Source organism: Arthrobacter sp. NPDC058097, assembly GCF_042884885.1.
GTDB lineage: Bacteria > Actinomycetota > Actinomycetes > Actinomycetales > Micrococcaceae > Arthrobacter.
In genome coordinates this window covers 101,124-127,050 of sequence record NZ_JBHVSZ010000002.1, presented here as the reverse complement: position 1 = coordinate 127,050, position 25,927 = coordinate 101,124, and the positions used below count along the sequence as shown (strand labels likewise).

The window sequence follows — 25,927 nt, the reverse complement described above, 5'->3', positions numbered from 1 at the left end:
ATTTCTTTGCAACGATTATTTTGCAACGAGTTCTTTGCAACCGTTTCTTTGCAAGAAACGCTTTTACGACGACGGCAGCGGCCACCCGCCGCCGACCAGGTTCCCGCGCCGCTACCGCCGACCTGATCCCCGGGCTGCTACCGCCGGAGGCTGCGGCGCCAGGTGACCACTGCCAGCAGGCCCGCCGCGCAGGCGCAGGCAGAGACGAATCCGGCGACGGCCGCATCGATGCCATAGGCCGCCGTCGCAATCCCCAGCCCGATCACGGGGACGGCGCTTCCGAGATAGGTGATCACGTAGACAGTGCTGATGATCTGTGCGTGCCGGGACGCCTCCACTTTGCCGGCCACGTCGTTGAAGACTGTCCGGAACGCGACGCCCTGGCCGATACCGGCGGCCACGCTCGCCACGACCAGAAGCCACGGGTTGCCGGCGGCCGCCGCGGCAGCGATGAGCGCCACCGCGCCGCCCAGGACGGCAAGCCCTGCCGGGACGGCAAACCTGCTCCGGACGGCGATCAGCTGGCTCAGCGCAGAGGCGCCGAGGGTGAGCCCCGCCAGCAGGCCGATCAGTGGGCGGGAGTCGGTGCCAATGATCTTCGCGAAGTAGCCCGGCGCGAGGGACAGGCAGAAGCCGAAGACGGCAAAGCTGAGAAAGCCGACGGCCGCCGCCAGCCAGAATGCACCGCGGGCCTCGCTGGACACGGTCGGCCGGCGCGGCGCCAGGGCCTTGAGCGGGCGGGAGCCGGCGGCGGGCTTGATGGCGGGCCGGGCGCGCAGCAGGTAGAGCGGGACCAGCAGGGCTGCCAGGACGAGCGAATGGATGAGGTACGGCGTGGTGGTGGAGCCAGGCAGGAGGGAGAGGATCCCGCCGATCGCTGGCCCCGCCGCCACTCCCCCGGCCGAGGCCAGCAGGGTGAAGCGGGAGGCCCACTCCGGGCGTTCCGGCAGCAGCTCACGCAGCGCCGCCGAGCTGGCCCCCGTGGCCAGGGCGACGGCAACGCCCTGGAGGGCCCGGCCGCCGCATAGCACGGCAAGGCTGTCCGCGTTGGCAAAGACCAGACCGCCCGCGAGCCCCGTCAGCACTGCAAGGAGGAGGGCCGCGCGGCGGCCGATGTGGTCGGACCAGTGCCCGGCGAGCATAAGCGTGGCCACGAGCGCCAGGACGTAGGCGGCGAACGCGACGGTGATACCCAGGGAACTGATGCCCAGCCGCATCTGCAGCAGCGGATAGAGCGGGGTCGCCAGGTTAGCGCCCACCAGGAGCGTGAAGATGACGACGCCGGCCATGGCCAGCCGCGAAGTGGTGGACGCATCCCAGCCCCAGCGGGTGGCCGCCGCCGGACGCATTCGAAGTTCGCTAAAGACGGTCATGCCCGTGCCCTTGCCTGTGTGTCCGGCGAAGCGGCCCCTTGTGGGGGCAGCCCGCTCGGATGGAATTCTGATACGTAAAGAATGCGGCAGGAGTGCGTACCTGGTGCGTCATTCTGTGGGAATATTGAGCAAAACCATCAATCTTTGGCCGGATTCATGAACCGGAGTGACGCTTTGAACACCTTGGACCCCACGGATCTGAAGATCCTGCTCGAGCTGATCCGCGACCCCCGCGTCCAGATCGGCGAACTGAGCGAAAAACTCGGCATTGCGCGGAACACGGCGCAGTCGCGCGTGCGCCGGATGCTGCGCTCCGGCATCCTGCACGACGGCGGCCGTGAGATCGATCTCGAGGCGGTGGGGTACGACGTCGTGGCCTTCGTGACGATTGAGGTGACCCACCGGGAACTCGACGGCGTGATCGCCGCTTTGCGGCTGATCCCCCAGGTTCTCGAAGTGCACGAGATCTCCGGCAGGGGCGACGTCTGGTGCCGGGTGGTGGCCACGGACACGCAGAACCTCCAGGCCGCGCTGCGTTCGATCCTGCGCATCAAGGGCGTGATCCGCACCGAAACCGTGCTTGCCCTCCACACGCACATCCCGTACCGGACCGAGCCGCTGATCAGCCGCCTGGTTCAGTCGGCAGGAGTTCAATCCGCAGGGGCCCAGTCGGCTCCGGCGTCTGCGCCGTCCCGGGCGGAATAGGATTCGAGGATGGATTGGCTCTCTTACTTCTTTCAGGTCAACTGGCTTGCGGTGCTTCTTGCCTTCGTTGCGAGCATGGTGATCGGCTTCGTCTGGTACCTGCCCGCCGCGCTGGGCAAGCGGTGGATGGAGGCCGTGCGCAAGACGGAAGATGATCTCAGGAACTCTGAGGGCGGCGCCGGAATCTGGGTTCCCATGATGGCTGCCGCGGCACTGACAGCCGTCCTCCTCGCGGTGCTGATCAGCAAGCTCGGGCTCGACAGCGCACTGGCCGGCGGATGGTTCGCTTTTGTGCTGGCAGTGGTGTTCCGCGTTGGCGGCCACGTCATCCACAACGGCTTCGCCGGACGCCCCGCCGCGGTGACGCTGATCGACTCCGGCCATGATGTCCTTGCTGTGACAGCTGCCGGTGCCATCATCGGCGCCATGACCTGACCCATGTCAATGTCCTGAACCGCCGCATGTCCTCACCGAACCCGATGCCCTGCCCCTGACAGACGGAGACCTGCACACTGTGACCATCATCGACAACGCCGTCTACGTCGACGGGGTCCGCACCGCGGAGCCCGAAAGCCTGGAACAGACGTTTGAAACGCTTGGCAGCCACGGCGGAATGGCCTGGATCGGCTTGTACCGGCCCTCAAAAGCCGAGATGGCCGCCGTCGCCGAGGAGTTTGGCCTGCACGACCTGGCTGTGGAGGACGCCATCTCGGCCCATCAGCGGCCAAAGCTGGAGCGCTACGGGGACAGCCTTTTCACTGTGCTGAGGCCGGCCCGGTACCGCGATGACACCGAAACCGTGGAGTTCGGGGAACTCCACATATTTGTTGGCAGGAACTTCGTGGTGACCGTCCGGCATGCCGAGATGTCCGGCGTCGGACAGGTACGCCGCCGCCTGGAGTCGAGGCCGGACCTCCTCCGCCACGGACCGCCGGCGGTACTTTACGCACTCCTGGACCAGGTGGTGGACGATTACGCCCCGGTTGTGGCCGGGCTGGAAAACGACATCGACGAAATCGAGGACCAGCTGTTTTCCGGGGACTCCGCGGTGTCCCGCCGCATCTATCAGCTCGCCCGCGAGGTCATCCAGTTCCAGCGGGCCATCCATCCGCTGCCGGCCATGATGCAACAGCTCAACCGGGGATTCGACGATTTCGCTGCCGACGACGAGCTCCAGCACAACCTTCGGGACGTCGAGGACCACGTGGAGCGGGTGATTTCACGGGCAGATTCATTCCGCGACCTCCTGCAGAACGCGCTGACCCTGGACGGCACGCTGACGGCCAACCGGCAGAACGAGGCCAGCGCGCAGCAGAACGAGCAGGTAAAGAAGATCTCGTCCTGGGCAGCCATCTTCTTCGCCCCGTCCTTCGTGGCCGGCGTGTACGGCATGAACTTTGACCACATGCCGGAGCTGCACTGGGCCTACGGCTATCCCATGGCGATCCTGCTGATGGTTGCCACAGCCGCCCTGATGTATCTCATCTTCAAGCGGAAGGGCTGGCTCTAGTGGGCTTTGACCGGGGCCTGGTCATCACGCCGGGAACGGAACGCCAGCTGGGCGCCTGCGGGCTCTTTCGGCCCTCCCCTTCCCAGCGGGATGAACTGGCCCTGCCCGCCGGCGCGCTGTCAGTCAAGGGAGCCGACCCGGACATGCTGTGGGTGAGCTTTGCCGAGCTGTGCAGCGCGGACAGGACGGCAGCGGACTATCTTCTGCTGGCGGAGCGGTTCCCCGCCTGGGTGGTGGACGGCATACCCTCGCCTTCTGCAGAGTCCGGGGCAAGCGCGGCTGACTGGCAGCGGTTCCTGGCGTTGCTGGACGTCCTCCACGGGCAGGACATCACCCCGTTCCTCATTGCACCGGGGCCGCTTGGCAGGCCCCTTGAAGTGCAGCAGGCCAGCGATCCCGGTGAACTTGCCGCCGTCCTGTCGCTTATCGGAGGGCGGCTCGCGATGCTTCGGAGGATCGAGTCGGACGAGCAGCTGGCGGATGAGCAGTCCGCCGGCTGCTAGCAGCGGCCGTAACCCGGCGGTCCCGAGCCGTTGGCGTCTGCTTACAATCGATTGACATCAACTACTGAGGGAAACATGAAGAAACTCACTACTGCCCTGCTTGCCGCCGGGTTCATCCTCTCCGCTTCCGCCTGCGCTGCACCGCAGCTCACCACCGCGCAGACCTGCGACCGGATCCGGACGGTTGTCTCGAACCCCACGAACTCCGTGGGCAAGACCGGCATGACCCGCCTGGCCAACCAGATCCGCCCCATCGAGGCAGTGTCCTCGGACGAGCTGCAGCCCGCGCTGCAGGCCATCCTGGCGTACACGGACGAGTCCGCCAAGGAAACCCCCGACGAGGCGAAGCTCACCGAGCTGAAGGCCGGCTACGAGCAGGCCGGCAGCACCTACAGCAAGTTCTGCGGCGGCCAGTAGCCCGCACCTCTTACACGCCGGGCGGCCACGGTCAGGGCACTCCTCCTGCCCCGTGGCCGCCTTTCGCGTTGGCCAAACAAGACAGCCGGCCCCAAGCTTGGGAAAACCTTGGGCTTCTGGCCTCACACCCCTCACCCAGGGGGTCAAAGCGAAGCCCGACTCTCAGGTAGCTCCGGCGTTTCATAGTGTGCAGGCCGCAGACTGTTCCTGTCCCTGAAGCAGAAGATAGCCGCGAACCGAAGCTTCAGACTGCCGGGTCCGGAACGCATTCCCCCCATGTACTCCGGACCCGGCGGACAATCACCTGCCCCGGCCAGGAACGATTGCAACCCGCTGCCGGTGACGCCCAGCTGCCGCGACCCGGATGGATGCCGACCAACTCTTGATCCGAACCTGCGACGACAGTGTCGGGTTCTTGAGCTGCGTCCCGGACCATTTTGTTGAGAATCGCAGGACAGCGTGGACAACTGGATGAGGTGGCTGCATGGCGGAGGACCCGGACTCGGGCCAGGACCTTCCGGTCCTGGATGACGGTGCGCTGCAGGTCCTCACGGACGAAGCCGGGGAGGACGCAGCGCAGAAGTTCATGGAGGAGTATCTGGTGATGCTTCCCGTGCGGGCGGCCAAGATCTTCAAGGGCCTCACCCGCGGCGATACAGAGACAACCCTGGAGGCCATCATCAGCCTGAGGGTCAGCTCCGGAATGGCCGGCGCGCAGCGCCTGGAGGCCTATTGCGGCAGCCTTGAGAGCGCGCTGAAGCACGGGCACCACCCGGACATGACAGCAGTGAAGGCAGTGCTGTTCGCGAACATCCGGCAGGTTGTCCGTGAAGCTTCCCGGCGCGGCCATCTGCCGCCCAAGTCACACGGCTCCTCGGACTCATGAGCCGCGGCCGAGCATTCTGCAACAAAAAACACCCCGGTCCGCGGACCGGGGTGTAACCGTGGAGTTAAGGGGATTTGAACCCCTGACCTCTTCGATGCGAACGAAGCGCTCTACCAACTGAGCTATAACCCCGGGGCGCCGTTTTCCGGAGGAAATCCGACGCCGGTTTCCCTAGGCTACAAATTTTCGTGCCGGTTTGCCAACCAGGCCTCAAAAGTCGTGTCTCCGTAACGCTGTCCGGGGGCCGGGTTCTTCCCTTCGCGCAGCAATCTGCCCGTCGACCCCGGCCCCGCTACGGTAGTTACGCGCGGCGGCGCTGCAGGACGTCGTCAAGGTTGCTCAGCGCGCTCTGGGCCTTGGTCAGCGGCTTGGCGGGGGCGGCGTTCGGGGAGGCCACCGGAGGTGCTGCGGCCGGCCCCTGCTTGAGTGAGGGCTTGCCCACGGACTTGGGGGCCTCCGGCAGCGCCAGCGGTTCGGGTGCCGGACGTTCGGCTTTGGCCGCTTCAACGTAGGTCGGTTTGGGAACTTCCACCGGATCCCAGCTGGAATCCGGCGAGGCCGCCGGGCCCTGGACCGGAGCCGCGGCGCTTTCGTCGCCGGCCGCAAGGGCAACTGCCAATGCCGCTTCGCGGAGTTCGACTGCCGTCAGGGGCTTGGGCTTCGATGCTTCTGCCTCGGCATCGAAAAGTGCATTTTCCCGGGGCTGAGCAGGCTCCGCAGCGGGCACCGATTCCGCGGGGCGCTCGGCGGCGGACTCCCGGCTTGCGGGTGAGCCCATGGCAGCCCTGAAGGCGGCGCTGACTTTCCTGCGCCGGTCGCGGACGGCCAGACGCCGCAGAACCACGACGGCGGCAGCGCCGGTCAGGAAGGCCACGGCCGGAACCCAGGGGTTGCCGAGCCCAAAGAGCCGCAGGACTCCGGCCACGATGGCCGTCAGGAAGGACAGCAGCCCAACGAACGCGATGGCCGTCCGTCCATAGCGGATCCGAAAGGCACCGGTCCCCTTGGCGGCAGGCCTGCTGCCGGACGGAGCCGGGGCGAGGCCTGTTGCTGGTTCGCTGCTCTTCCTGGTGTCCATGCGTTTCTCCTGCTGGGCGGCCATATACACAACCGTCCCGGCTTGCGGGTTTGCAGTTTCGGCGTCGACGCTCTCCAGCGTCAGGTCACCGGCAGCCTGGAACTGATGCCGGCCGTTGCGGAGCACGTAAGGGGCAACCCAAACGATCCAGAGCGCAACTGCAGCCACAAGGATGACTGAGCTGCTAAGGGGGAAGTCCACACACAAAACCGTATGAGGAATGTCGGGGCTCTTGTGGCATTCGTCTCGGTGTGTCGCGGCCCAGCTTCAAATCACTGGACTTATGCGTGCAACCCGGCCCTGACCAGCAGCTCCGTCCGTCAGCAGTCAGGCAGGCCGGACCCGCAGCCAGCGGCTGAGGAGCCCTTCGGGAATTTCCTCCGACGTCAGCGCAAAGGAGCGGTGGTCTGCCCATTCCCCGTTGATGTGCAGGAAGCGCGGGCGGTAGCCCTCATCCCTGAAACCGAGCTTTTCCACGACGCGCAGGCTTGGGCCGTTTTCGGGACGGATATTGATTTCCATCCGGTGCAGGCCAAGGGTCCGGAAACAGTGATCGGTCGCCATCGCCACCGCCGTGGGGGCGATCCCGTGGCCGGCGCGGTCCTGGTCCACCCAGTAGCCGAGCGTCGCCATCATGGCGGATCCCCACACAATGGAGGAGACCGTCAACTGTCCCACGATGACGGGATCACGGTGTCCGGGTGTCCACTCCGCGATCACAAAGGGCAGCGCCGTGGCCTGGGCCGCCTGGGTGTTCAGGGACCTGACCATCTGCCGGTAATCGGGCAGCGCCCCGCCCGGGATCGGGTTGGACGCCTCCCAGGGCGCCAGCCAGTCGCTGTTGCGGGAACGGACCTCAGTCCATTCCTTCCGGTCCCGGTACCTGATGGGCCGCAGGACAAGGTCCCCGCATTCCAGCGTGACCGGCCAGATGTGGCTGACCCTCATGAAGGGTTATTCGGACAAACGGGCGGCAACCTGCGGAAGCCACTCACGCAGGCCGGGTCCGAGGTCGTCGCTGTCAATCGCGAGCTCCACGCAGGCCTTGAGGTAGCTGAGCTTGTCCCCGGTGTCGTATCGGCGGCCGCGGAAGACCACACCGTACACGCCGCCGCCTTCACCGTCCCTGCTGGCCAGCTCCTGCAGGGCGTCCGTCAGCTGGATTTCCCCGCCGCGGCCAGGCTCGGTCTTTTCCAGCACATCGAAAACATCGGGGTGGAGCACATAGCGGCCAATGACAGCCAGGTTGGACGGCGCCTCGTCGACGTCCGGCTTCTCCACCAGCTTGTTGATCTTGACGAAGCCTTCGCCGGCAATTTCGGAGATGTCAGCGCAGCCGTAGGCACTGATCTGGGACGGCTCCACCTCAATGAGGGCCACCACGGAACCGCCTGTTTTGGCCTGCACGTCGATCATGACGCTGAGGAGTTCGTCGCGGGCATCGATGAGGTCGTCACCGAGGAGAACGGCGAAGGGCTCATAGCCGACGTGCTGGCGCGCACGCAGCACCGCGTGGCCCAGGCCCTTGGGGTCCCCCTGGCGGACGTAGTGGATGTCGCCCAGGTTGCTCGCGGCCTGGATCGATTCCAGCTTGGCGGTGTCGCCCTTGGCCTCCAGCGTCGCTTCGAGCGTCGGGACGCGGTCGAAGTGGTCCTCGAGGGCGCGCTTGTTGCGTCCGGTGATCATCAGGACGTCGCTCAGGCCTACATTCACGGCCTCCTCGACGACGTACTGGATGGCCGGCTTGTCAACCACCGGCAGCATCTCCTTGGGCATGGCCTTGGTGGCAGGCAGGAACCTGGTGCCGAGCCCGGCAGCGGGGATAACGGCCTTGCGGACTGAACAATTAGTGGTAGTCACTGGTCTAATCTATCCGAGGGAACATTCATACGGTAAATGCTTCAGGCAGCGGCCCGCCCGCCTGCCGCCGCGACAAAGGATGACATCCATGCCAACAGGGACCATGCCGTCGAAGGACGGGATCCGTTCTCAGCACCGGCAGATCCGGGCCACGATGACAGCAACGGACCTCGCAGTCGCCGGCGTCGGCATCGCCACCCATGGCCTGCCCTGGGCCGAGGCCATCGCTGCGGGCAAGCCGGCCACGTTCACCGCCTACCTCGGCGTCGATTTCGAACCGCCCACCCTTCCCCTGCTGCACGCACTGCATGAGGCGGGCCACAGCATCCTGCTCCCGGTCTGCGAACCGGACCGGGAACTCAGCTGGGTTTTCTGGACCCCGGACAGCGAGTTCGTCCGCAGCAGGTATGCGCCCATCCAGGAACCGGCCGGTGAGCGCCACGGCCTGGACACGGTGCGGACTGCCGCCGGAATGTTCATGCCGGCGACGGCGGTGGACCGCAGCGGCAACAGGATCGGACAGGGCGGCGGCTATTACGACAAGTTCCTGGCCGCAGCCAACGCCGGCGGGCTGCACCTTCCGAAGGCAGCCATCATCTACGACTCCGAACTCCTGCCCGCCCAGACCATCCCGGCCGAAGACTTCGACCGCCCCGTCGAGGCAGTGCTCATGCCCTCCGGCCTGGTAGCCTTCGCGTGACCTCGCCCGGACGGGATGATAGAATTGGCACTCAGGCCCTGCGACTGCTAATGGAGTCATTTCCGCCGCGGTGATCCGTCAAGGAGAAACCGGGAAATGAAGCCAGGCAGCACGGGACCTGTCGTTTGTCCAAGAGGAGGATCTACAGTGCCCACGTATGCCTATGCCTGCAAGGATTGCAGCCATGCCTTCGACATCGTGCAGTCTTTCACCGACAGCACTCTGACGTCTTGCCCCGAGTGCCAGGGCACGCTGCGCAAGAAGTTCAACAGCGTCGGCGTCGTCTTCAAGGGCTCGGGCTTCTACCGGACTGATTCGCGTGATTCCAAGGGAAGCACCGTTTCGCCTTCCCCCGCTGCGTCAGCACCGGCCGCCCCGGCTGCCTCGTCGTCCACTGCTACGTCGGCTGCCCCGGCAGCTGCAGCCGCGAGCTAAGCGCGTTCCCGCGGCACCTGCCGCCTTTGAACTCTGAGAGTCCGGCCGGGGATTACCCGGCCGGACTCTTTCGCATCAGGCGGCCGCTCCTGGAGCCCAGGTGTCACTTCGCGCCCTGGGCTGGGACGTACGACGGCGGCGGCAGGTTTGGGGGCTTAGTTCCGTTCGCGCTGGGGCAGTCTTCCGGTGGGCTGTGCGGCCTGTACAGCCTGTGCAAGGGCGGCTTTTCCACATACGGCTGCCCGCACCTGTCCTGAGCCAACGGACGGCCCGTAGCGTGGCGGCATGCCAGCTACCGGAATCTTCCCTGCAAGGGCATCCCGCCCGGCCGTTCGCCCCGGGCGCCGCAACGCACTGCCCGGCTCCGCCGCCCGTCCCCGGCCGCGCGGAAGGCGCTTCGCGGGTTGGCTGAACCGCAACCGCCGCTTTGCCGTGGCACTCCTGCTCTGCGCGGCAGCGGGGATCGCCGTCCACCAGCTCACTCCTGCCCCGGCCCGGACCGTGACCGTCCTGGCCGCCGCCCGGGACCTTCCGGCCGGAGCGAGCCTGAACGGCTCGGATGTCCGGACGGTCAGTGTCCCGCCGGCCATGGTCCCGGAAGGGACCTTTGCGGACGGCACCGGATTGGCGGGCAAACAGCTGGCGGCACCGCTTCGCCAGGGCCAGCTCCTCACCGATGCGCAGCTGGTGGGGCCGGGCCTGCTGACGGGAGCGCCGCCCGGGTCCGCCGCAGTGCCGCTCCGGATGGCAGATCCGTCCTCCATCCAGCTGGTCTCCCCAGGCCAGCTCGTGAACGTGGTCCTGACAAGCGGCAACGGCTATGAGCAGGCATCAGCTTCGAAAGTACTCGCCCAAGCAGTGCCGGTTCTATGGACCTCTGGCCAGGAAGCGAAGGGCGGCCAGTGGCTTGCTGCCGGGGATTCGGACGGGCTGCTGGTGGTGGCGGCCACCCCTGCGCAGGCCAGCGCGCTGGCAGGCGCGTCAACCCAGGGAAAGCTGTTTTTCGTGCTGGTGGGATCCGGCGTCCGGTGAGCCGGCCCGTGCGAGTTCTGTGCCCCGTGTGGGTCTGCAGCGTGTTAGCCCTGTTGCTCAGCCCCAGTGCGGGGGCTTCTGCTCCTTCAGCCAGGCGTCGTGGTCGTTGCCGGACTCAGCGTCGCCCCAACTGCGGGGGTCGTCCTCGGCTGCCCTGGTGGGGACCACGCCCGTCCGCTGCTGCCCCCCGCCCGCGGCGCGGCGGCCCTTTGCGGGTTTCGCCGGCACGGCTGACAGCCCGTATTTGGGACCGGCACCGTTTTCGCGTTGCGCACCGTCTTCCCGCTCGGTCTCGTCTTTGCGTTCGGTCCCGCCGTCGGATGTCACAGCGGGCCCTCCTTCCGTTCCGTGGCCAGCCCGTCCCGGCTGGCCTCCGAACGGAAGCCTACTCCGGCGCCGGCCGCGTCAAAATCAGCGGGGCCGCGGTGCGCTGGGGCAACCTTTGCCTGATCAGTCTCTGCCTGATCAACGTCCTGCTGGTCAGCGTCTGTCTCATCCGAACCGGGCAAGACCACACCCTCCGAGTCCGCATGCTCCGAAGCCGCATCCGTTGCGTTCCGGCCGGGTGCATCCCAGCCACTCTGGTCGGCATTGCTACCGTTCGGGTCGTCGCCGAAAGGATCGTCCAGGTTCTCGTACCCGGTCTCCTCCCCCGCCTCAGACTCGAAACCACCGACCGCCAGGGTGCTGACGTCGTCATCCAGGAAGAAACCCGCCGCACCCACAGAGCGCACCGGCGGAGCAGGCTTCTCAAGCCCGAGATACCCGCCGATCCTGTCGGCGCAGGCCGAGGGATCGGTGAAGACCTCGATGGTCCACAGCGGCATGTACCGCCAGCCGAGCCGCTCCAGCAGCTGGGGGCGCAGCCGGCTGCGTTCCCGGACCGTCATCTGGCGGTACTGTTCGGTGCCGTCCGATTCGATGGCCACCGGCCGCGGAATGTCGGCCTCGTCCTGGCCCATGGTGCTCAGCGGGTCGGCAGCGGCCACCACGTCGATGACACCGTCGTACTGGTGCCAGACGCGGGCACCGCGGGCCCGCAGCCGGTCGCCGAGATCGGCCACCAGCGGGTCGGCCCCCAGCGCCTGTTCACTTGCCGCTGCCCGCGACGCAGGGGTCCCCAGATCGGTGTTGCCGGAGATCTCGCGGTCGAGGAGTTCGAACAGGTCGACGGCGCCGTGGGCCAGCCGCGTCCGGTCAAGGTCTTCAGGTTTGAAGCACGTCAGGACGTGCAGCGACTGCCGTGCCCGGGTCATGGCCAGGGCGAACTTGGCCCGGCCACCCTCGGCGGACAGCGGCCCGAAGCTGTGCAGGGCCCGGCCGTGCGGCGTCCGTCCGTAGCCCGGCGAGAAGATGACTCGGTCGCGGACCAGCCCCTGGGCCCGTTCCAGGTCCACCACCCGGAAGGATTCGTCGCCTGCCGTGAAGAATCCGGACAGCGAGGGATGGTTGGGCAGCTGCAGCCGGATGGACTCGCCGATGCGTGCCGCGTGCCTGAGGCTGGCAGTCACCACCGCCAGCGAAGTCCGGGGCCGGAGCCGCGCGTGCTCGAACACGAGTTCAACCACCCGGTTCACCTCGGCCACCACCGATTCAACGCCATCATGGTCGGCGCTGGGCAGACCGGTGCCGTCGGGCAGGTACTCCACCGTCAGCGCACGGTCCAGCCCCGTGGCCGACTGCCCCTCGGGGAGGCGGCGGAGGCCGCCGCCGTAAAAGTTCTTGCTCAGCTGCAGCACCAGGTCCTCGTCCACCGCACGGTAGACGGAGCGCAGCGGCGCCGTCGGCAGCACTGCAGAAAGTGCCGTGAACGCGCTTTCGACGCTCTGGTGCGACTGCTCGCCGGCAGCGAGCCGCTCCACCGCAACGGTGAAGGTGCGAGGGCTGGCGATCTTCTCGTCGCCAAAGGCAATCACCTGGCGGGCCCGGGCTACGGCGGGGAGGACCGCCTGCAGCGACGTCGCCTCTGCGTCGAGGATCACCACGGCATCGAACTTTTGCTCGGCGGGCAGGAGCCCGGTCATGAGGTAGGGACTGACCGACCAGACAGGCACCAGCATGGGAACCAGCCCGGGTGCCTGTGCCGTCAGCGCAGCAAGCGTGACCCGCCCGTCCTTGAGCAGGCTGCGGAGCAGGTCCGCCTGGCGGGCATGCTCCTCGATGCCGGCACGCCAGCGCTCGGCCAGCTTCCACCGCAACCGCCCTGCGCCGCTGGCGATGTGGGCATTGTCGGCGAGCCGGTACTCCGCCTCAAGCTGGCGCAGCGCGTCACCGTCGGACATAGCCAGGTAGTCGTCGCCGCTGATCATCGCTTCGAGCGCCGACTGCCACCAGGCCAGGTCAAGTTCGGCAGCGACCGACCCGGCACCGACCTCGCGCTCCGAGAGGTCCGCCAGCAGCTCGCCCAGACCATGCTCGCGCATGTTCTCGATGAGCAGCGTTCGCTCGGGCAGGGTCTGCAGCGTCTGGGTGTCCGCCACAAGCCTTTCCAGGCGCTCCATGAGCTCCGGGTACGGGAGGTTTTCGAGCGAGCCGCCGGCAGCCGTATGCCGCAGGGCCTCGCCCAGCATCTTCATCTCGCGGGTCAGTCCGCGGTGCATGATGCTGATCTCCGCCAGGCCGGAGGGGACCGCCGGGTGCCGCTGCGTGGTGGCGTACCCTGCCCACTGGGCACGCTGTTCCTGCACCAGCACCAGCGAACTGTGAAGATCGGCAATGTGGACACCCGGGCGGACGTACTCCTTGGCCACCCGGCGCAGGCGGGAGCGCTGCATGGAGGCCATCTCGATGCCGCGCTCCCGGCGCCAGGACGAGGACGCCGTCGCGGAAATCAGGTCGGTCACGGGCCGGTCGAAAATGTCCGGGGTGAACTTGTCCAGGCTTTCGCGGACGGCCACCAGGAGCTTGAGCTGGGAGCCCCATTCGGCGAAGGTGGTGCCCAGCCGGATTTCGGCGTGGCCGGCCACGTCCGTCATCCGTTCCTGGAGCAGCGGCAGCTTCTTCGCCACCGCACGCGCCAGCTCCTGCGCTTCCTCGGTTTCCTTCCGCGTCACCAGGCGCGCACCGTGCCAGGGGCTGGTGGTGGATGCCCTGCTGAAAGCACCGAGTTCGGCGGCGCGCTTGAGCCGGCCGGCCAGCTCCTCGCGGTCCCGGATGCTGTCCAGGACGCTGCGCTTCAGGCGGACCGTGGTGGCCGGGGCCGGCTGGATGGACGTCAGCTCGGCGAGCGACTGCATGGCCTGGTACGGCGAGCAGCCCCACCGCTGCCGGACGTTGTGCAGCGACGCGACGTGGTCCAGCAGCGCGTGGCGGTGGTCTGTGAGGGTCTTGTGCAGGCTACCGAGCTGCGGCTCCTGGGCTTTCTCGTTGCGCACGATGGCGCGCACCAGCTGCCCCTTGAGCTGCTGCGGCGTTGCGTTTCCGGACAGCTGGAAAAGGATGGAGTCCAGGCCCAGGTTTTCGAGCCGCCCGGCCACTTCGTTGAGGCTGGCACGCCGGTCCCCCACCACGAGGACGGTCTTGCCTTCGTCCACGAGCGCACCGATGGTGTTGATCGCCGTCTGCGTCTGGCCGGTGCCGGGCGGGCTGCTCACCACGAGCGAGTCCCCCGCACGAACGGCATCGATCACATACTGCTGATCGGCGTCGGCGTCGAGGAGGAGCAGCTCCTCGGCAGGATCCCGCTCGTCCACGCTGGGGAAGCGTCCGGGCTCGAGTGCGGGCACGTCAACGACCTCGCCCGACGCGGCCTTGGCCAGCGAGGCCACCAGCGCGTTCTGCCCGTTGATCCACGGATCGTCGAGGTTCCCCGAAAGGTCCGCGAAGGTCGAGACCAGCAGGTTGTGTTCCACGTCGGCGCCGTGGATCGGCTTGACCAGGGTGCTGATCCGGTCCAGCACCGGCAGGGGGTCGAACCGCGCGGTGCTGTACGCCATCCGGGTCACCGCGTTGACGTCGAACACAATGCCGTGGATGGTCTTGAGGTGACGGATCAGGGCGGGGTTGATGCGTGCCTGCTCCGTAAGCTGGAGTTCGTAGTCGTCTTCCCCGGGGCGGATGGTGAGCGACATGGCGGTCAGCATCACCGGCGCCGAGACGCGCTGCGGCTTCCCGCCGACGGCGGAGGTCCACACCACCGTGCCGGCCGAAAAGTACCCTGCCTCGATGCCGCGGTCATTAGCCAGTTCGAAAATCTTCGAGCGCAGGTTCCGGCAGGCCCGGGCGGCCACGACGTACTGCTGCTGGTCACGGATCAGCGTGGAGAGCCGCGTCCGCCGCCCGGCCATCAGCTGTGCCAGGCCCGAAGGGTGCGCGTGCGTCAGGTCGATGGAGCCCTCGGGCGTTTTGGTAAAGCGCAGCATGGTGTCTGCCCCTGTAACGGGCTTGAGCCCGGACAGCCACTTCCTGAGCTCCTCCGAACCCTCGGAGTCGACCTGACCTACTGACACTACTGCCTTCTTTTCTGCGCTTGCGCGTGACGCCTTGGACCATACGGGCATAGTTTCGAGCGTAGCCGGAAACCGCCGCGGTTGAGAGACCGCAACACTGGGACGGCCCAAGTTGCGGCGCATTTCGCACGGTCGCCCGCCGTGCCGGATGCGGCGCCGGGGAATGCAAAATGGCCGGCCTCCCTGCGGAGGCCGGCCATTCTTACAACGCTATTCCCACTCGATGGTTCCCGGCGGCTTGCTGGTGACGTCCAGCACCACCCGGTTGACGCCGTCCACCTCGTTGGTGATCCGGTTGGAGATCCGGGCCAGCAAGTCGTAGGGAAGCCGTGACCAGTCTGCCGTCATGGCGTCCTCGGAGGAGACGGGGCGCAGCACGATCGGGTGGCCGTAGGTGCGGCCGTCGCCCTGGACGCCGACGCTGCGGACATCCGCGAGCAACACCACAGGCATCTGCCAGACGTCGTTGTCGAGTCCGGCGGCCGTCAGTTCGGCGCGGGCGATGGCGTCGGCCTTGCGCAGCAGGTCCAGGCGTTCCTTGGTGACCTCGCCGACGATGCGGATGCCCAGGCCGGGGCCGGGGAACGGCTGGCGGCCGACGATCTCCTGGGGCAGGCCGAGCTGGGCGCCCACGGCACGCACCTCGTCCTTGAACAGGGACCGCAGCGGTTCGACGAGCTCAAACTCCAGGTCCTCCGGCAGGCCGCCCACGTTGTGGTGGCTCTTGATGTTCGCTGCGCCCTCGCCGCCGCCGGATTCGACGACGTCCGGGTACAGGGTGCCCTGCACGAGGAACTTGATCTTTTCGCCGTGCGCGGCAGCGTCGGCGATGATGGCGCGCTCGGCCTCTTCGAAGGCCCGGATGAATTCGCGGCCGATGATCTTGCGCTTGGTTTCGGGATCGCTGACGCCGGCAAGCGCCGCCTGGAAGCGCTCCTGCTCGTTGGCAACGTAGAGGTTCACGCCGGTGGCGGCAACGAAGTCGCGCTCCACCTGTTCGGCTTCGCCTTCGCGGAGCAGCCCGTGGTCAACGAAGACACAGGTCAGCTGGTCGCCGACGGCGCGCTGGACGAGCGCTGCGGCAACGGCCGAGTCCACGCCGCCGGAGAGGCCGCAGATGACCCGGGCATCGCCGATCTGCTGGCGGATGCGTTCCACCTGCTCCTCAAGGATGTTGCCGGTGGTCCAGTTCTGCTCCAGCTTGGCGCCCTTGAACAGGAAGTTTTCCAGCACCTGCTGGCCGTAGGCGGAGTGCTTCACCTCGGGGTGCCACTGCACGCCGTACAGGCACTTCTCCTCGTTGGCGAACGCGGCAACTTCAGCGCCCGCCGTGGTGGCCAGCACCTCGAAGCCCTCGGGGGCCTCGTGGACGGAGTCGCCGTGGCTCATCCAGGTGTTCTGGTGCTGGGGCATGCCCTCGAGGACGGAGCGGCCTTCGCCGAGGATGGTGGTCTGGGTGGAGCCGTACTCCCGCAGGCCGGTCCTGTCCACCTTGCCGCCGAGGGCGTTGGCCATGGCCTGGAAGCCGTAGCAGATGCCGAAGACGGGAACGCCGGCTTCGAACAGGTCGGCGCCGACGCTCGGGGCGCCGTCGGCGTAGACGCTGGCGGGGCCGCCGGAGAGGATGATGGCGGCAGGGTTCTTGGCCAGGAGCTGCTCAGTGCTGTAGGTATGCGGAACCACTTCCGAATACACATTCGCTTCCCGGACGCGGCGGGCAATCAGCTGCGCGTACTGGGCACCGTAGTCAACAACCAGCACCGGCTTCTGGGAAGTCTGGGATGCAGTGGGAGTAGTCACCGTACTAGCCTACTTGGCGGGCTTGCCCCGACGCATCTTGAGCGGGCCCGCTGTGATGCACGGAACGCAAATCAGTAGCGGCTGGCGGCCTGCGGGTTGGCCGCGAGTTCGGCTTCCACCTCGGCGTGGAACTTCTTCTCCACGATGAAGGACAGGAACGGGACGACGCCGCCGAGTGCCAGCAGGATCATCTTGGCGAACGGCCAGCGCATCAGCGTCCACAGCCGGAAGTTGGACATCAGGTACACGACGTACATCCAGCCGTGGACGATGAGCACGGTGACGGACACGTTGAACCCGCCCAGGACGCCCTTCGGTTCGGCCTGGGCGAAGCCGAAGCCGAACGGCTGTCCGGTCAGGGCGTCCGTTCCGCCGGCGAAGAGGTACTGGCCGAAACCGTAGCGGGCCACCAGCTCCGCGCACAGGAGCAGCAGCATGGCACCCGTGAGGTAGGCCATGACCTTGTAGAACTTCAGGGCGGAGCGGATCTGCGCCTCCGTGCCGCCAAAGCGTCGCTTCTTCGCCCCGGTCGGGTTGGAGGGCTGGATGGCCGGCTTGGGTTCGATCATGGCTGTACCTTTTGTTGGATCTCGTTGGGTTGGGTCGGTTCTGGTCCCTCGTGGCCGTGGTCGCCGGTGTCGTCCTCGGCGTCCTCGAGGCTTCTGCGGTAGTCGTCCTTGACCAGCCGCCACCAGATGAAGAGTGCGAAGCCGGCGAACACGATCCACTCCACGGAGTAGAACAGGTTCAGCCAGTTGACCTTCGCGGCCGGTGGCTGCGCGGCAATGCCGAGCGGCTCCAGGCCGCTGCCGGCGGCAGCACCGACGTCGGCGGTTCCTGACTTTTCCGCCGTGGCGGAAACGAACGCGGGGTAGCTGCTGACGTTCCAGGCGTTGATGAGTTCGGCTACCGAGACGGCCGTCGCCTGGCCGGGTTCGGGGGCCGTGTTGGGCACCGGCGCCTCGGACGGCAGCAGCCGTCCGGTCAGCCGGACAATGCCCGACGGCGGGGTGCCGGCGTCGGCGGGATCGGCGATCCAGCCGCGCGCCACCGGTATGTAGGTTTTCGGTGAGGATGCCGCGCCTTTGAGCACCGGGGCGTCGGCCACGGCGAAGGCCGCGACCACCCAGTATCCGGTCTTGCCGTTCTTGAGGCGCCCCGGAACCAGGACCTGCTTGGCCGGATCGTAGGTGCCGGATGCCGTGACCATCTGGTCCGCCACCGAGCCGTGGAAGAAGTCGCCGGGCTGGAGGGTTTTCGTCAGCGCCTGCGCCTGCTCCGTGGTGGGGTTGACCGGCACTTCAGGCTGCGTGGAACGGCCGAACTGCCATTGGCTCAGGAGCACAAAGACACCCGAAACGGCGATCGCAAAGACCAGGCCTGCGATCCACCGGGGCTGGAGGGCTGTTTTCCACACCCCTTAACGTTACTTCGTCCGCGTGTAGAACAACGAAACGCCTGCCCAGGAGAGGGGCTCGCTAGTGGTCGAAGAAGACCAGGCTCGAGTTGATGAGCTCGGCGATGACCTCGGCGTCGTAGGCACGGCGCAGCGATTCGCGGAACGATTCCTTGGACAGGGACCGGGCCAGGGTGGCCAGCACCTCCAGGTGGTCGGAGAAGGAACTCGCCGGCGTGGCGATGAGCAGGACCACGGTGGCAGGACCGTCGGAGGCGCCGAAGTCCAGGGCCTTGCCGTACTTCGTGATGCCGACGGCGATCGAGGTCTCGGAGACGAACTCGCTGCGGGCGTGCGGCAGGCCCACTCCGCCTGGCAGGCCGGTGGCCAGCTGGTGCTCACGGGCATTGACGTGCGCCAGGAAGCCCTCGAGGTCTGAAACGCGGCCGGCCTCGAACAGCTTCCGGGCCAGCTGGCTGGCGGCGTCCACCTTGTCCTCGGCATCCATTTCGAGGATTACCAGGTCCGGTGTGGTGAGTTGCGCGTCGTAACGGTCCAGTGGTTCCGCCAAGTGGTGTCCCTTCAGTGGGGCCGGGGCCTGTCCGGCGGCAAATTGCGAGCTCAGCGCAGCGGGACGATATCCTCCGCACCCAGCCGGGCCGCATCCGCCGACTCGTCATCCGGCTGCTGCTGACTTAGCCGTTCGGCCTCCACCCGCGCAAGGTAATGCTTGATTTCGCTTTCCCGCTGCGCATCGCTCCAGCCAAGAATTTCTCCCATAAGCTTAGCGACTACCGGGACGGCAGACACACCGCGGTCCCACGCCTCGATGGAAATCCTGGTGCGCCGGGTCAGGACGTCGTGCACGTGCCGGGCGCCTTCATGGGTTGCCGCGTAAACCGCCTCAGCCTGCAGGTAGTCGTCGGCGCCGGGCAGCGGTTCGGCCAGTTCCGGCCGGTCCTGGATGATGGCCAGCACCTCCGAGGCCATCGATCCGTAGCGGTTCAGCAGGTGCTCAACGCGCGCCACGTGCACCCCGGATTCCTCGGCGGTCCGGTTGCGCCTGTTCCAGGCGGCCTTGAACCCGTTGGCGCCCAGCAGCGGAATGGTCTCGGTACAGCTCGGGGGAACGCGCTCGTCCATGCTGCGGACGGCCTCGTCCACGGCGTCTTTGGCCATGACGCGGTACGTGGTCCACTTGCCGCCGGCCACCACCACCAGCCCGGGCACGGGATGCGCCACGACGTGCTCGCGGGAGAGCTTGGCCGTGGAGTCGCTTTCCCCGGCCAGCAGCGGCCGGAGCCCCGCGTAGACGCCCTCCACGTCCTCCCGGGTGAGGGGCCGCTTCAGGACCTTGTTGACGTGCTCCAGGAGGTAGTCGATGTCCTTGCTGGACGCCGCGGGATGGGCCTTGTCCAGGTGCCAGTCGGTGTCCGTGGTGCCGATGATCCAGTGCCGCCCCCAGGGGATGACGAACAGCACGGACTTCTCGGTCCGGAGGATCAGTCCGACCGTTGACTGGAAGCGGTCCCGTGGCACCACCAGGTGGATGCCCTTGGACGCGCGTACCTTCAGCTGCCCGCGCTCGGTGACCATGGCCTGGGTTTCGTCGGTCCACACGCCTGTGGCGTTGATGACCTGCTTGGCCCGGATGTTGAAGCTGGAGTTGTCCTCGCGGTTGACCACCTTGGCGCCCACCACCCGCTCGCCCTCGCGGAGGAAGTCGACGACGGCGGTCTGGTTGACCGCGTGCGCGCCGTAGTAGGCGGCGGTGCGGACCAGGTTGGCCACGTACTTGGCGTCGTCCACCTGGCCGTCGTAGTAGCGGATGGATCCGACGAAGGCGTCGTCCTTAAGGCTCGGGGCGGCGCGCAGGGTGCCCCGGCGCGAGAGGTGCTTGTGGAACGGCACGCCGCGCTTGTGGCCGCCGGAGATGGACATGACGTCGTACAGTGCGATGCCGGCGCCGATGTACGGCCGCTCGACGAAGTGTTTGGTCAGCGGGTACAGGAACGGCACCGGCCGGGCCAGGTGCGGCGCCAGTTCAGAAAGCAGCAGCCCCCGTTCCTGGAGCGCCTCCTTCACGAGTGCGAAGTCGAGCATTTCCAGGTAACGGAGGCCGCCGTGGATGAGCTTGGAGGACCGTGACGATGTCCCGGCGGCCCAGTCGTTGGCTTCCACGATGCCGACGTTAAGGCCGCGGGTCACAGCGTCGAGGGCCACGCCGGTGCCGACGATACCGCCACCGACTATGAGGATGTCCAGTTCCTTGCCCGGCTCCGCCGAAGCCTTCAGCGCGGCCAGCGCAGCCTCCCGCGCCTCAGGTCCCAGAGCGCCTTTCGTCGCCGCCGGACGTTCACCGAAACCGGTCATGACAGGCCTCCATCCTCATCGAACGTTGTAGTTCACCAGAGTACTTCGTACGCCTGCCGATGGGCAGGGCGCGGGCTATGTTGCCGGAGGCTGCAGGTCAGTTTCCCGCGTAGGGGGAAACCACGACGTCGACCCGCTGGAACTCCTTGAGGTCCGAGTAGCCGGTGGTGGCCATGGAACGGCGGAGCGCGCCGATCAGGTTGGAGGTTCCGTTGGTGTGGTGGCCCGGCCCGAAGAGCACCTCTTCCAGCGGACCGACAGTTCCGATGTTGACCCTGTCGCCGCGGGGCAGTTCCAGGTGGTGGGCCTCCTGGCCCCAGTGCCAGCCCTTTCCGGGGGCTTCCTCTGCCCGGGCGAGGGCCGTGCCGAGCATGACGGCGTCGGCGCCCATGGCGATGGCCTTGACGATGTCACCCGAGGTGCCCATGCCGCCGTCGGCGATCACGTGGACGTAGCGTCCGCCGGACTCGTCCATGTAGTCGCGGCGGGCGGCGGCGACGTCGGAGATGGCGGAGGCCATGGGCGAGTGGATGCCCAGGGCGCGGCGCGTGGTGGTGGTGGCACCGCCGCCGAAACCGACCAGGACGCCGGCCGCGCCGGTGCGCATGAGGTGCAGGGCGGGCGTGTAGCCGGCGGCACCGCCCACGATGACGGGGACGTCGAGTTCGTAGATGAACTGCTTGAGGTTCAGCGGCTCGTGGTCCTTGGAGACGTGCTCTGCGGAAACCGTGGTCCCGCGGATCACAAAGATGTCGACGCCGGCAGCCACCACGGTCTTGTAGTGTTCCTGGGTGCGCTGCGGGGTCAGGGAGCCGGCCACGGTGATGCCGGCGGCGCGGATCTCGGCCAGCCGGGACGTGATCAGTTCGGGCTGGATGGGTGCCTGGTAGAGCTCCTGCATCCGCCGGGTGACGGCCGGGCTGTTGGTTTCGTCCGCGAGCGCGCCGATCTCGTCCAGCACAGGCTGCGGGTCCTCGTACCGGGTCCAGAGGCCCTCGAGGTCCAGGACGCCCAGGCCGCCGAGCTTGCCGAGCGTGATGGCCGTCGCCGGGGACATGGCCGAGTCCATGGGTGCCGCGATGACAGGCATGTCGAACTTGTAGGCATCGATCTGCCACGAGACGGAGACGTCCTTGGGGTCACGGGTGCGACGGTTGGGGACGATCGCAATGTCGTCCAGGGAGTAGGCACGACGCCCACGCTTGCCACGGCCAATCTCAATCTCGTAAGTCACTGCTCTAGGTTATCCCAGCTAAAGTGGCGGGATGGGCAGGCGGTGGGTCTTCGACGGCCACATAGCAGGCATGGGAACCGCTTCCGGCCTGCGCGCCGTGGTGGGGATCTGGCAGGAATCGCCCTTCGGTCCCTTCGCGGACGTGATGGTCCAACTACCGTCAGGGCGGCGGACACTGCTGGCTCCGAGGGACGACGTGGCTGGATTCATTGCGGACACCTACGGCTTCGAGGAGGTCCGCGTCCTGGACGTCGCAGCGGTCCTGAACGGGCAGTCGCTGACGGTCGACGCCGGTCCCCTGGCAATCCGGGCGGGCATCGGCGGCAGGGCACTCCTTGGGGCACTGCTGCGTGCTGTGCCCCGGCCGGTTGCCGTGCACACCCGCTGGCTCACCGCGGTCAGCCCGCTCGTGGCTGCAGCCGGCGCCGGAACCCGGACCTTCGGCACGGCGGGGAACGGCAGGTGCGAATATTACGGGGTGAGCGACCTGCATCACGTCAGCTCCGCCGTCGTCAGCTGGGAGGGTGAGGATGCCGGGACCCTGTCCGCTATCAGGCCACCGGTGACTTTTGGGTTCAGCAGCGTTCCGCCGCGGCCCAGCCTCGCCCGGGTCCGGACCACCGTGGTGGAGGTCAGATCCCCCCGGCCTCTGGGCCCACGCCAGCAGGGTTCCCTGGCCGAGCGTGCGAGGTTAGGGGGCTGGTGGGGACGCTGAGCTGGGACTCGAACATCCGGAAGTAGCGGCCGCGGAGGGCCACCAGTTCCCGGTGCGTGCCCTGCTCCACGATCCGGCCGTCCTCGAGCATGTACACGATGTCCGCCTTCTCGATCGTGGCGAGCCGGTGGCTGATGGCGATGATGGTGCTGCTGCGTTCTGCGAACAGCCGGGTGAAGATGCGGTGCTCTGCCAGCGCGTCGATGGCTGAAGTGGGCTCGTCCATGACCATGAAGGAAGCGTTCCGGTAGAAGTTCCGCGCCATGGCCAGCCGCTGCCACTGCCCGCCGCTCAGCCCGCTCCCCTTGCGGCCGCGCGGATCCTCCATCCAGTTGCTGACGTGGTTGTCCAGGCCGTTGGGCAGCCTGTTGATGAACTCCAGTGCCTCGGCGTCCGAGGCCGCCCGGCTGATCCGCCCGTCGTCGCGGGGCGAGTCGACGTCGCCGAAGAGGATGTTTTCCGCCGCGGTGGCGAACTCGTATTTGAGGAACTCCTGGCTCAGCACCGCCAGGTGGCGGTGCCAGGAGGTGACGTCGACGGCGGCGAGGTCCACGCCGTCGAGCATCACCTGGCCGGAGTCCGGGCGGTAAAGCCCGGCCAGGATGCGGATCAGCGTGGACTTCCCGGCCCCGTTCTCCCCCACGATGGCGATGTGCTGGCCTTCGCGGATGGTCATGCTGATACCCCGGATGACTTCGATGTCACTGCCGGTATAGGTGAAGCGGATGTCCCGCAGCTCAACCGTCCTGGGCGCCTCCAGCAGCGGCGGTGCGTGGCTGGAATGTACGGGCAGCGCCATGAACAGCTCGTAGTCCTTGAGGTTGGCGAGGTCCTCGTCGATGGAGCTGAGCGAGGAGACCAGGCTGTTCGCCGTGGACAGCGCCCGGCTAACGATCTGCTGGACGTAGAGGAACTGCCCCACGGGCTGGGCCCGGGCGATGATCTGGCCCACCACCCAGATCAGCGACACGACCTCGGCGGCGTACTGCAGGGCGTCGGCGGCCAGCTGCTTGGGCATGTACCGCTTCTGGAAATCCAGCCGGCGCTTCTCGTCGGCGTCGCGGAGCCGGGAGCGAAGGTCCATCAGGTACCCGACGATCCCGTACAGGCGCATTTCCGCGATGTGCTGCGGGCGGAGCAGATTGGTCTCGATCATGCGCCGCTGCCGCCGCGAATCCACTTGCGTGTTCCAGTGCGCGATCTGCTCGCGGGACAGCTTGAACTGCAGGTAGACGCTGGGAACGATCGCGACCAGCACGATCACCGCGATCCACCAGCTCACCAGCAGCAACGCGCCGATGGCCAGGATCACCGACACCAGCTGGGTGAAGATGGCCGCGATCCGGTCCAGGACCCTGGCATAGGAATCGGAGAACCGCTTGGCGCGGTCGTAGAGGTCTACCGTTTCCTTGTCGTCGTACCGCCAGAAATCCAGCGCCAGGAACCGCTCGTACATCAGGTCGCCCACGATGGCGCCGACCCGAAAGCTCATGACCTGCTGGATGTAGCGGTCAAGGCTGCCGAAGGCGCCCCAGAACAGGCCCAGCGCGGCGGTGATGATGACGTAGACGATGGCCTGCTGTCCGGCGGCTGCATCCCCGCTGTAGGCGGCCGCCAGCGCCGTGGTGGTCAGGCCGGCGAAGTACGTGGTGACCAGCGGCAGCACCGCCGAGATCAGCGAACCGGCCACCTTCATGAGCACGGCGCCCGGGGACGCACGGAAACTGACGCGCAGCACCTGGGCCACGGCGCGGGCATAGGGCTTCAGTGCCAGCCGCCGCTGGGGCTCCCGTTTCGGGTTCAGTTCGGCGGGGTGGCGTGGTTGGGACATGGCTCCAGCCTAGTCCCGGCGCACCGGCACGTCTGAGGCGGCGCAAACGACGACGGGCCGCTGGGAGGCTACCCAGCGGCCCGTCGGCGGTACCCGGTTAGCGTGAACCGTAGTTCGGCGCCTCGACCGTCATCTGGATGTCGTGCGGGTGCGATTCCTTCAGGCCGGCGGGGGTGATCCGGACGAACTTGCCGCGGGCCTTCAGCTCGGCAACGGTCGGAGCGCCCGTGTAGAACATCGTCTGGCGCAGGCCGCCCACCAGCTGGTAGGCCACCGAGGCCAGCGGGCCGCGGTAAGCCACGCGGCCCTCGATGCCCTCGGGGATGAGCTTGTCATCGCCGGAGACGTCGGCCTGGAAGTAGCGGTCCTTGGAGTAGGACGTGTTCTTGCCGCGCGACTGCATGGCGCCGAGGGAGCCCATGCCGCGGTAGCTCTTGAACTGCTTGCCGTTGACGAAGATCAGCTCGCCCGGGGATTCGTCGCAGCCGGCCAGCAGGGAGCCGAGCATCACGGTGTCGGCTCCGGCGACCAACGCCTTGCCGATGTCGCCCGAGTACTGCAGGCCGCCGTCGGCGATCAGCGGAACGCCGGCCGGAATGGCTGCCTTGGCCGATTCGTAGATGGCGGTGATCTGCGGAACACCCACACCGGCCACCACGCGGGTGGTGCAGATGGAGCCCGGGCCGACGCCTACCTTGATGCCGTCGGCACCGGCGTCGATCAGCGCCTGGGCGCCTTCGCGGGTGGCAGCCTGGCCGCCGATGATGTCCACGTGCGCGGCAACCGGATCGGACTTCAGGCGGCGGATCATGTCCAGCACGCCCTGCGAGTGGCCGTTCGCGGTGTCCACGAAGAGGGCGTCAACGCCGGCGTCGATGAGCTTCATGGCGCGTTCCCAGCCGTCACCGAAGAAGCCGATGGCGGCACCGACGCGCAGCCGGCCCTCGTCGTCCTTGGTGGCCAGCGGGTACTGCTCGGCCTTGGTGAAGTCCTTGGTGGTGATGAGGCCCTTCAGGCGCCCCTGCTCGTCCACCAGCGGGAGCTTCTCGATCTTGTTCGTGGCCAGCTTGTGCGAGGCCTCTTCGCGGCTGATGCCGACGTGGCCGGTGACCAGCGGCATCTTGGTCATGACGTCGCTGACCAGGCGGATCGGGAAGTCGGACTCCGGCACGAAGCGGGTGTCGCGGTTGGTGACGATGCCGAGGAGGCGGTTGCCGTCGTCGACCACGGGAAGGCCGGAGACGCGGTAACGGGCGCACAGCTCATCGAGTTCCTGCAGCGTGGCCTCGGGGCCGATGGTGAGCGGGTTGGTGATCATGCCCGACTCGCTGCGCTTGACGCGGTCCACCTGGTCGGCCTGGTCGTCGATCGCGAGGTTGCGGTGGACCACGCCGAGGCCGCCCTGGCGGGCCATGGCGATGGCCATCCGGGATTCGGTGACGGTGTCCATGGCTGCGGAAAGCAGCGGCGTCTGGACGGAGATGCGCTTGGAGATCCGGGACGATGTGTCGGCCTCGGAGGGGATCACGTCGGTGTGGCCGGGAAGCAGCAGGACGTCGTCGTACGTCAGGCCGATGAAGCCGAAGGGGTCGTGCTCGGGCTGGGTCATGAGTGCGCCTCTTACCTTGGTT

24 protein-coding genes and 1 tRNA gene are annotated in these 25,927 nt (G+C 67.3%); 10 read left to right on the top strand and 15 right to left on the bottom strand.

Going from position 1 to position 25,927, the window contains the following annotated elements; translation table 11 throughout:
* Positions 1–137: 137 nt before the first annotated feature.
* Positions 138–1,373 (bottom strand): MFS transporter, encoded by a 1,236-nt coding sequence (locus tag ACFVTE_RS04505; protein WP_387097424.1) that lies wholly within the window; start codon positions 1,371–1,373, stop codon positions 138–140.
* Positions 1,374–1,529: 156 nt separating this feature from the next.
* On the opposite strand from ACFVTE_RS04505, the gene ACFVTE_RS04500 reads away from it, so the two are divergent.
* The 6 genes from ACFVTE_RS04500 to ACFVTE_RS04475 all read left to right on the top strand — a co-directional run bounded on the left by ACFVTE_RS04500 (position 1,530) and on the right by ACFVTE_RS04475 (position 5,394).
* Positions 1,530–2,078 carry an Lrp/AsnC family transcriptional regulator gene (locus tag ACFVTE_RS04500; RefSeq protein ID WP_387097421.1) on the top strand — a complete coding sequence of 183 codons (549 nt, stop codon included), beginning with the start codon at positions 1,530–1,532 and terminating at the stop codon, positions 2,076–2,078.
* A 9-nt stretch (positions 2,079–2,087) separates the two neighbouring features.
* Positions 2,088–2,513, top strand: a complete 426-nt coding sequence (locus tag ACFVTE_RS04495) for a DUF1761 domain-containing protein (RefSeq protein ID WP_387097418.1) — start codon at positions 2,088–2,090, stop codon at positions 2,511–2,513.
* A 79-nt stretch (positions 2,514–2,592) separates the two neighbouring features.
* Positions 2,593–3,588: a magnesium/cobalt transporter CorA gene (gene corA, locus ACFVTE_RS04490; RefSeq protein ID WP_387097415.1), complete on the top strand. Its 996-nt coding sequence runs from the start codon at positions 2,593–2,595 to the stop codon at positions 3,586–3,588.
* Positions 3,588–4,091 (top strand): AFG1/ZapE family ATPase, encoded by a 504-nt coding sequence (gene zapE / locus ACFVTE_RS04485; RefSeq protein ID WP_387097412.1) that lies wholly within the window; start codon positions 3,588–3,590, stop codon positions 4,089–4,091. The genes corA and zapE overlap by 1 nt, the downstream gene beginning before the upstream one ends.
* A gap of 75 nt (positions 4,092–4,166) precedes the next feature.
* Entirely contained in the window at positions 4,167–4,508 is a 342-nt protein-coding gene (locus ACFVTE_RS04480) for a hypothetical protein (protein ID WP_387097410.1), read from the top strand.
* 484 nt (positions 4,509–4,992) lie between these two features.
* Entirely contained in the window at positions 4,993–5,394 is a 402-nt protein-coding gene (locus ACFVTE_RS04475) for an Hpt domain-containing protein (RefSeq protein ID WP_387097408.1), read from the top strand.
* 59 nt (positions 5,395–5,453) lie between these two features.
* On the opposite strand, the gene ACFVTE_RS04470 is transcribed toward ACFVTE_RS04475, so the two are convergent.
* The 4 genes from ACFVTE_RS04470 to galU all read right to left on the bottom strand — a co-directional run bounded on the left by ACFVTE_RS04470 (position 5,454) and on the right by galU (position 8,332).
* Positions 5,454–5,526: transfer RNA gene (locus ACFVTE_RS04470), tRNA-Ala, on the bottom strand.
* 169 nt (positions 5,527–5,695) lie between these two features.
* Complete coding sequence (locus ACFVTE_RS04465; protein WP_387097406.1) at positions 5,696–6,673, bottom strand: hypothetical protein; 978 nt, start codon at positions 6,671–6,673, stop codon at positions 5,696–5,698.
* Between the two features lie 126 nt (positions 6,674–6,799).
* Positions 6,800–7,420, bottom strand: a complete 621-nt coding sequence (locus tag ACFVTE_RS04460; RefSeq protein ID WP_387097403.1) for a GNAT family N-acetyltransferase — start codon at positions 7,418–7,420, stop codon at positions 6,800–6,802.
* Between the two features lie 6 nt (positions 7,421–7,426).
* On the bottom strand, positions 7,427–8,332 hold the full coding sequence (gene galU, locus ACFVTE_RS04455) for a UTP--glucose-1-phosphate uridylyltransferase GalU (RefSeq protein ID WP_387097401.1): 906 nt from the start codon (positions 8,330–8,332) through the stop codon (positions 7,427–7,429).
* Positions 8,333–8,420: 88 nt separating this feature from the next.
* Here galU and ACFVTE_RS04450 point away from each other — a divergent pair, with 88 nt between their 5' ends.
* From ACFVTE_RS04450 to cpaB, 3 genes are all read left to right on the top strand, one after another.
* Positions 8,421–9,032 (top strand): 5-formyltetrahydrofolate cyclo-ligase, encoded by a 612-nt coding sequence (locus ACFVTE_RS04450; protein ID WP_387097399.1) that lies wholly within the window; start codon positions 8,421–8,423, stop codon positions 9,030–9,032.
* Positions 9,033–9,179: 147 nt separating this feature from the next.
* Entirely contained in the window at positions 9,180–9,467 is a 288-nt protein-coding gene (locus ACFVTE_RS04445; protein ID WP_387097396.1) for an FmdB family zinc ribbon protein, read from the top strand.
* Between the two features lie 285 nt (positions 9,468–9,752).
* On the top strand, positions 9,753–10,499 hold the full coding sequence (cpaB, locus tag ACFVTE_RS04440; RefSeq protein ID WP_387097393.1) for a Flp pilus assembly protein CpaB: 747 nt from the start codon (positions 9,753–9,755) through the stop codon (positions 10,497–10,499).
* Positions 10,500–10,556: 57 nt separating this feature from the next.
* On the opposite strand, the gene ACFVTE_RS04435 is transcribed toward cpaB, so the two are convergent.
* The 8 genes from ACFVTE_RS04435 to ACFVTE_RS04400 all read right to left on the bottom strand — a co-directional run bounded on the left by ACFVTE_RS04435 (position 10,557) and on the right by ACFVTE_RS04400 (position 21,750).
* Complete coding sequence (locus tag ACFVTE_RS04435; RefSeq protein WP_387097390.1) at positions 10,557–10,826, bottom strand: hypothetical protein; 270 nt, start codon at positions 10,824–10,826, stop codon at positions 10,557–10,559.
* Positions 10,823–14,998, bottom strand: a complete 4,176-nt coding sequence (locus ACFVTE_RS04430; RefSeq protein ID WP_387097388.1) for an AAA family ATPase — start codon at positions 14,996–14,998, stop codon at positions 10,823–10,825. Before ACFVTE_RS04430 ends, ACFVTE_RS04435 begins: the two co-directional genes overlap by 4 nt.
* Before the next feature lie 159 nt (positions 14,999–15,157).
* Entirely contained in the window at positions 15,158–16,747 is a 1,590-nt protein-coding gene (gene guaA, locus ACFVTE_RS04425) for a glutamine-hydrolyzing GMP synthase (protein ID WP_387097385.1), read from the bottom strand.
* A gap of 71 nt (positions 16,748–16,818) precedes the next feature.
* Entirely contained in the window at positions 16,819–17,316 is a 498-nt protein-coding gene (locus ACFVTE_RS04420) for a DUF3817 domain-containing protein (protein WP_387097382.1), read from the bottom strand.
* On the bottom strand, positions 17,313–18,164 hold the full coding sequence (locus ACFVTE_RS04415) for an SURF1 family protein (protein ID WP_387097379.1): 852 nt from the start codon (positions 18,162–18,164) through the stop codon (positions 17,313–17,315). Before ACFVTE_RS04415 ends, ACFVTE_RS04420 begins: the two co-directional genes overlap by 4 nt.
* Positions 18,165–18,225: 61 nt before the next feature.
* The gene (locus ACFVTE_RS04410) at positions 18,226–18,714 is read right to left on the bottom strand and encodes a PTS sugar transporter subunit IIA (RefSeq protein WP_387097377.1); all 489 of its coding nucleotides are present in this window, start codon (positions 18,712–18,714) and stop codon (positions 18,226–18,228) included.
* Positions 18,715–18,764: 50 nt separating this feature from the next.
* Positions 18,765–20,516, bottom strand: coding sequence for a glycerol-3-phosphate dehydrogenase/oxidase (locus ACFVTE_RS04405; protein ID WP_387097374.1), 1,752 nt, complete (start codon positions 20,514–20,516; stop codon positions 18,765–18,767).
* A gap of 97 nt (positions 20,517–20,613) precedes the next feature.
* Complete coding sequence (locus ACFVTE_RS04400; protein ID WP_387097371.1) at positions 20,614–21,750, bottom strand: GuaB3 family IMP dehydrogenase-related protein; 1,137 nt, start codon at positions 21,748–21,750, stop codon at positions 20,614–20,616.
* 31 nt (positions 21,751–21,781) lie between these two features.
* On the opposite strand from ACFVTE_RS04400, the gene ACFVTE_RS04395 reads away from it, so the two are divergent.
* A complete protein-coding gene (locus ACFVTE_RS04395) occupies positions 21,782–22,465 on the top strand; it encodes a hypothetical protein (protein ID WP_387097368.1) in 684 nt (227 codons plus the stop codon).
* On the opposite strand, the gene ACFVTE_RS04390 is transcribed toward ACFVTE_RS04395, so the two are convergent.
* Together ACFVTE_RS04390 and guaB are read right to left on the bottom strand one after the other, a co-directional pair.
* Positions 22,383–24,296, bottom strand: coding sequence for an ABC transporter ATP-binding protein (locus tag ACFVTE_RS04390; protein ID WP_387097366.1), 1,914 nt, complete (start codon positions 24,294–24,296; stop codon positions 22,383–22,385). The genes ACFVTE_RS04395 and ACFVTE_RS04390 overlap by 83 nt on opposite strands.
* Positions 24,297–24,393: 97 nt before the next feature.
* Positions 24,394–25,905 carry an IMP dehydrogenase gene (gene guaB, locus ACFVTE_RS04385; protein ID WP_387097363.1) on the bottom strand — a complete coding sequence of 504 codons (1,512 nt, stop codon included), beginning with the start codon at positions 25,903–25,905 and terminating at the stop codon, positions 24,394–24,396.
* Between the last annotated feature and the right edge of the window lie 22 nt (positions 25,906–25,927).

Excerpts from the sequence above, each read along its gene's own strand:
- ACFVTE_RS04420 (WP_387097382.1), bottom strand. The coding sequence starts at position 17,316 with ATGATCGAACCCAAGCCGGCCATCCAGCCCTCCAACCCGACCGGGGCG.
- ACFVTE_RS04450 (WP_387097399.1), top strand. The coding sequence starts at position 8,421 with ATGCCAACAGGGACCATGCCGTCGAAGGACGGGATCCGTTCTCAGCAC.
- cpaB (WP_387097393.1), top strand. The coding sequence starts at position 9,753 with ATGCCAGCTACCGGAATCTTCCCTGCAAGGGCATCCCGCCCGGCCGTT.
- ACFVTE_RS04390 (WP_387097366.1), bottom strand. The coding sequence starts at position 24,296 with ATGTCCCAACCACGCCACCCCGCCGAACTGAACCCGAAACGGGAGCCC.
- ACFVTE_RS04505 (WP_387097424.1), bottom strand. The coding sequence starts at position 1,373 with ATGACCGTCTTTAGCGAACTTCGAATGCGTCCGGCGGCGGCCACCCGC.
- ACFVTE_RS04395 (WP_387097368.1), top strand. The coding sequence starts at position 21,782 with ATGGGCAGGCGGTGGGTCTTCGACGGCCACATAGCAGGCATGGGAACC.
- ACFVTE_RS04405 (WP_387097374.1), bottom strand. The coding sequence starts at position 20,516 with ATGACCGGTTTCGGTGAACGTCCGGCGGCGACGAAAGGCGCTCTGGGA.
- ACFVTE_RS04475 (WP_387097408.1), top strand. The coding sequence starts at position 4,993 with ATGGCGGAGGACCCGGACTCGGGCCAGGACCTTCCGGTCCTGGATGAC.
- ACFVTE_RS04430 (WP_387097388.1), bottom strand. The coding sequence starts at position 14,998 with ATGCCCGTATGGTCCAAGGCGTCACGCGCAAGCGCAGAAAAGAAGGCA.
- ACFVTE_RS04500 (WP_387097421.1), top strand. The coding sequence starts at position 1,530 with ATGAACCGGAGTGACGCTTTGAACACCTTGGACCCCACGGATCTGAAG.
- guaB (WP_387097363.1), bottom strand. The coding sequence starts at position 25,905 with ATGACCCAGCCCGAGCACGACCCCTTCGGCTTCATCGGCCTGACGTAC.
- ACFVTE_RS04460 (WP_387097403.1), bottom strand. The coding sequence starts at position 7,420 with ATGAGGGTCAGCCACATCTGGCCGGTCACGCTGGAATGCGGGGACCTT.
- ACFVTE_RS04495 (WP_387097418.1), top strand. The coding sequence starts at position 2,088 with ATGGATTGGCTCTCTTACTTCTTTCAGGTCAACTGGCTTGCGGTGCTT.
- ACFVTE_RS04480 (WP_387097410.1), top strand. The coding sequence starts at position 4,167 with ATGAAGAAACTCACTACTGCCCTGCTTGCCGCCGGGTTCATCCTCTCC.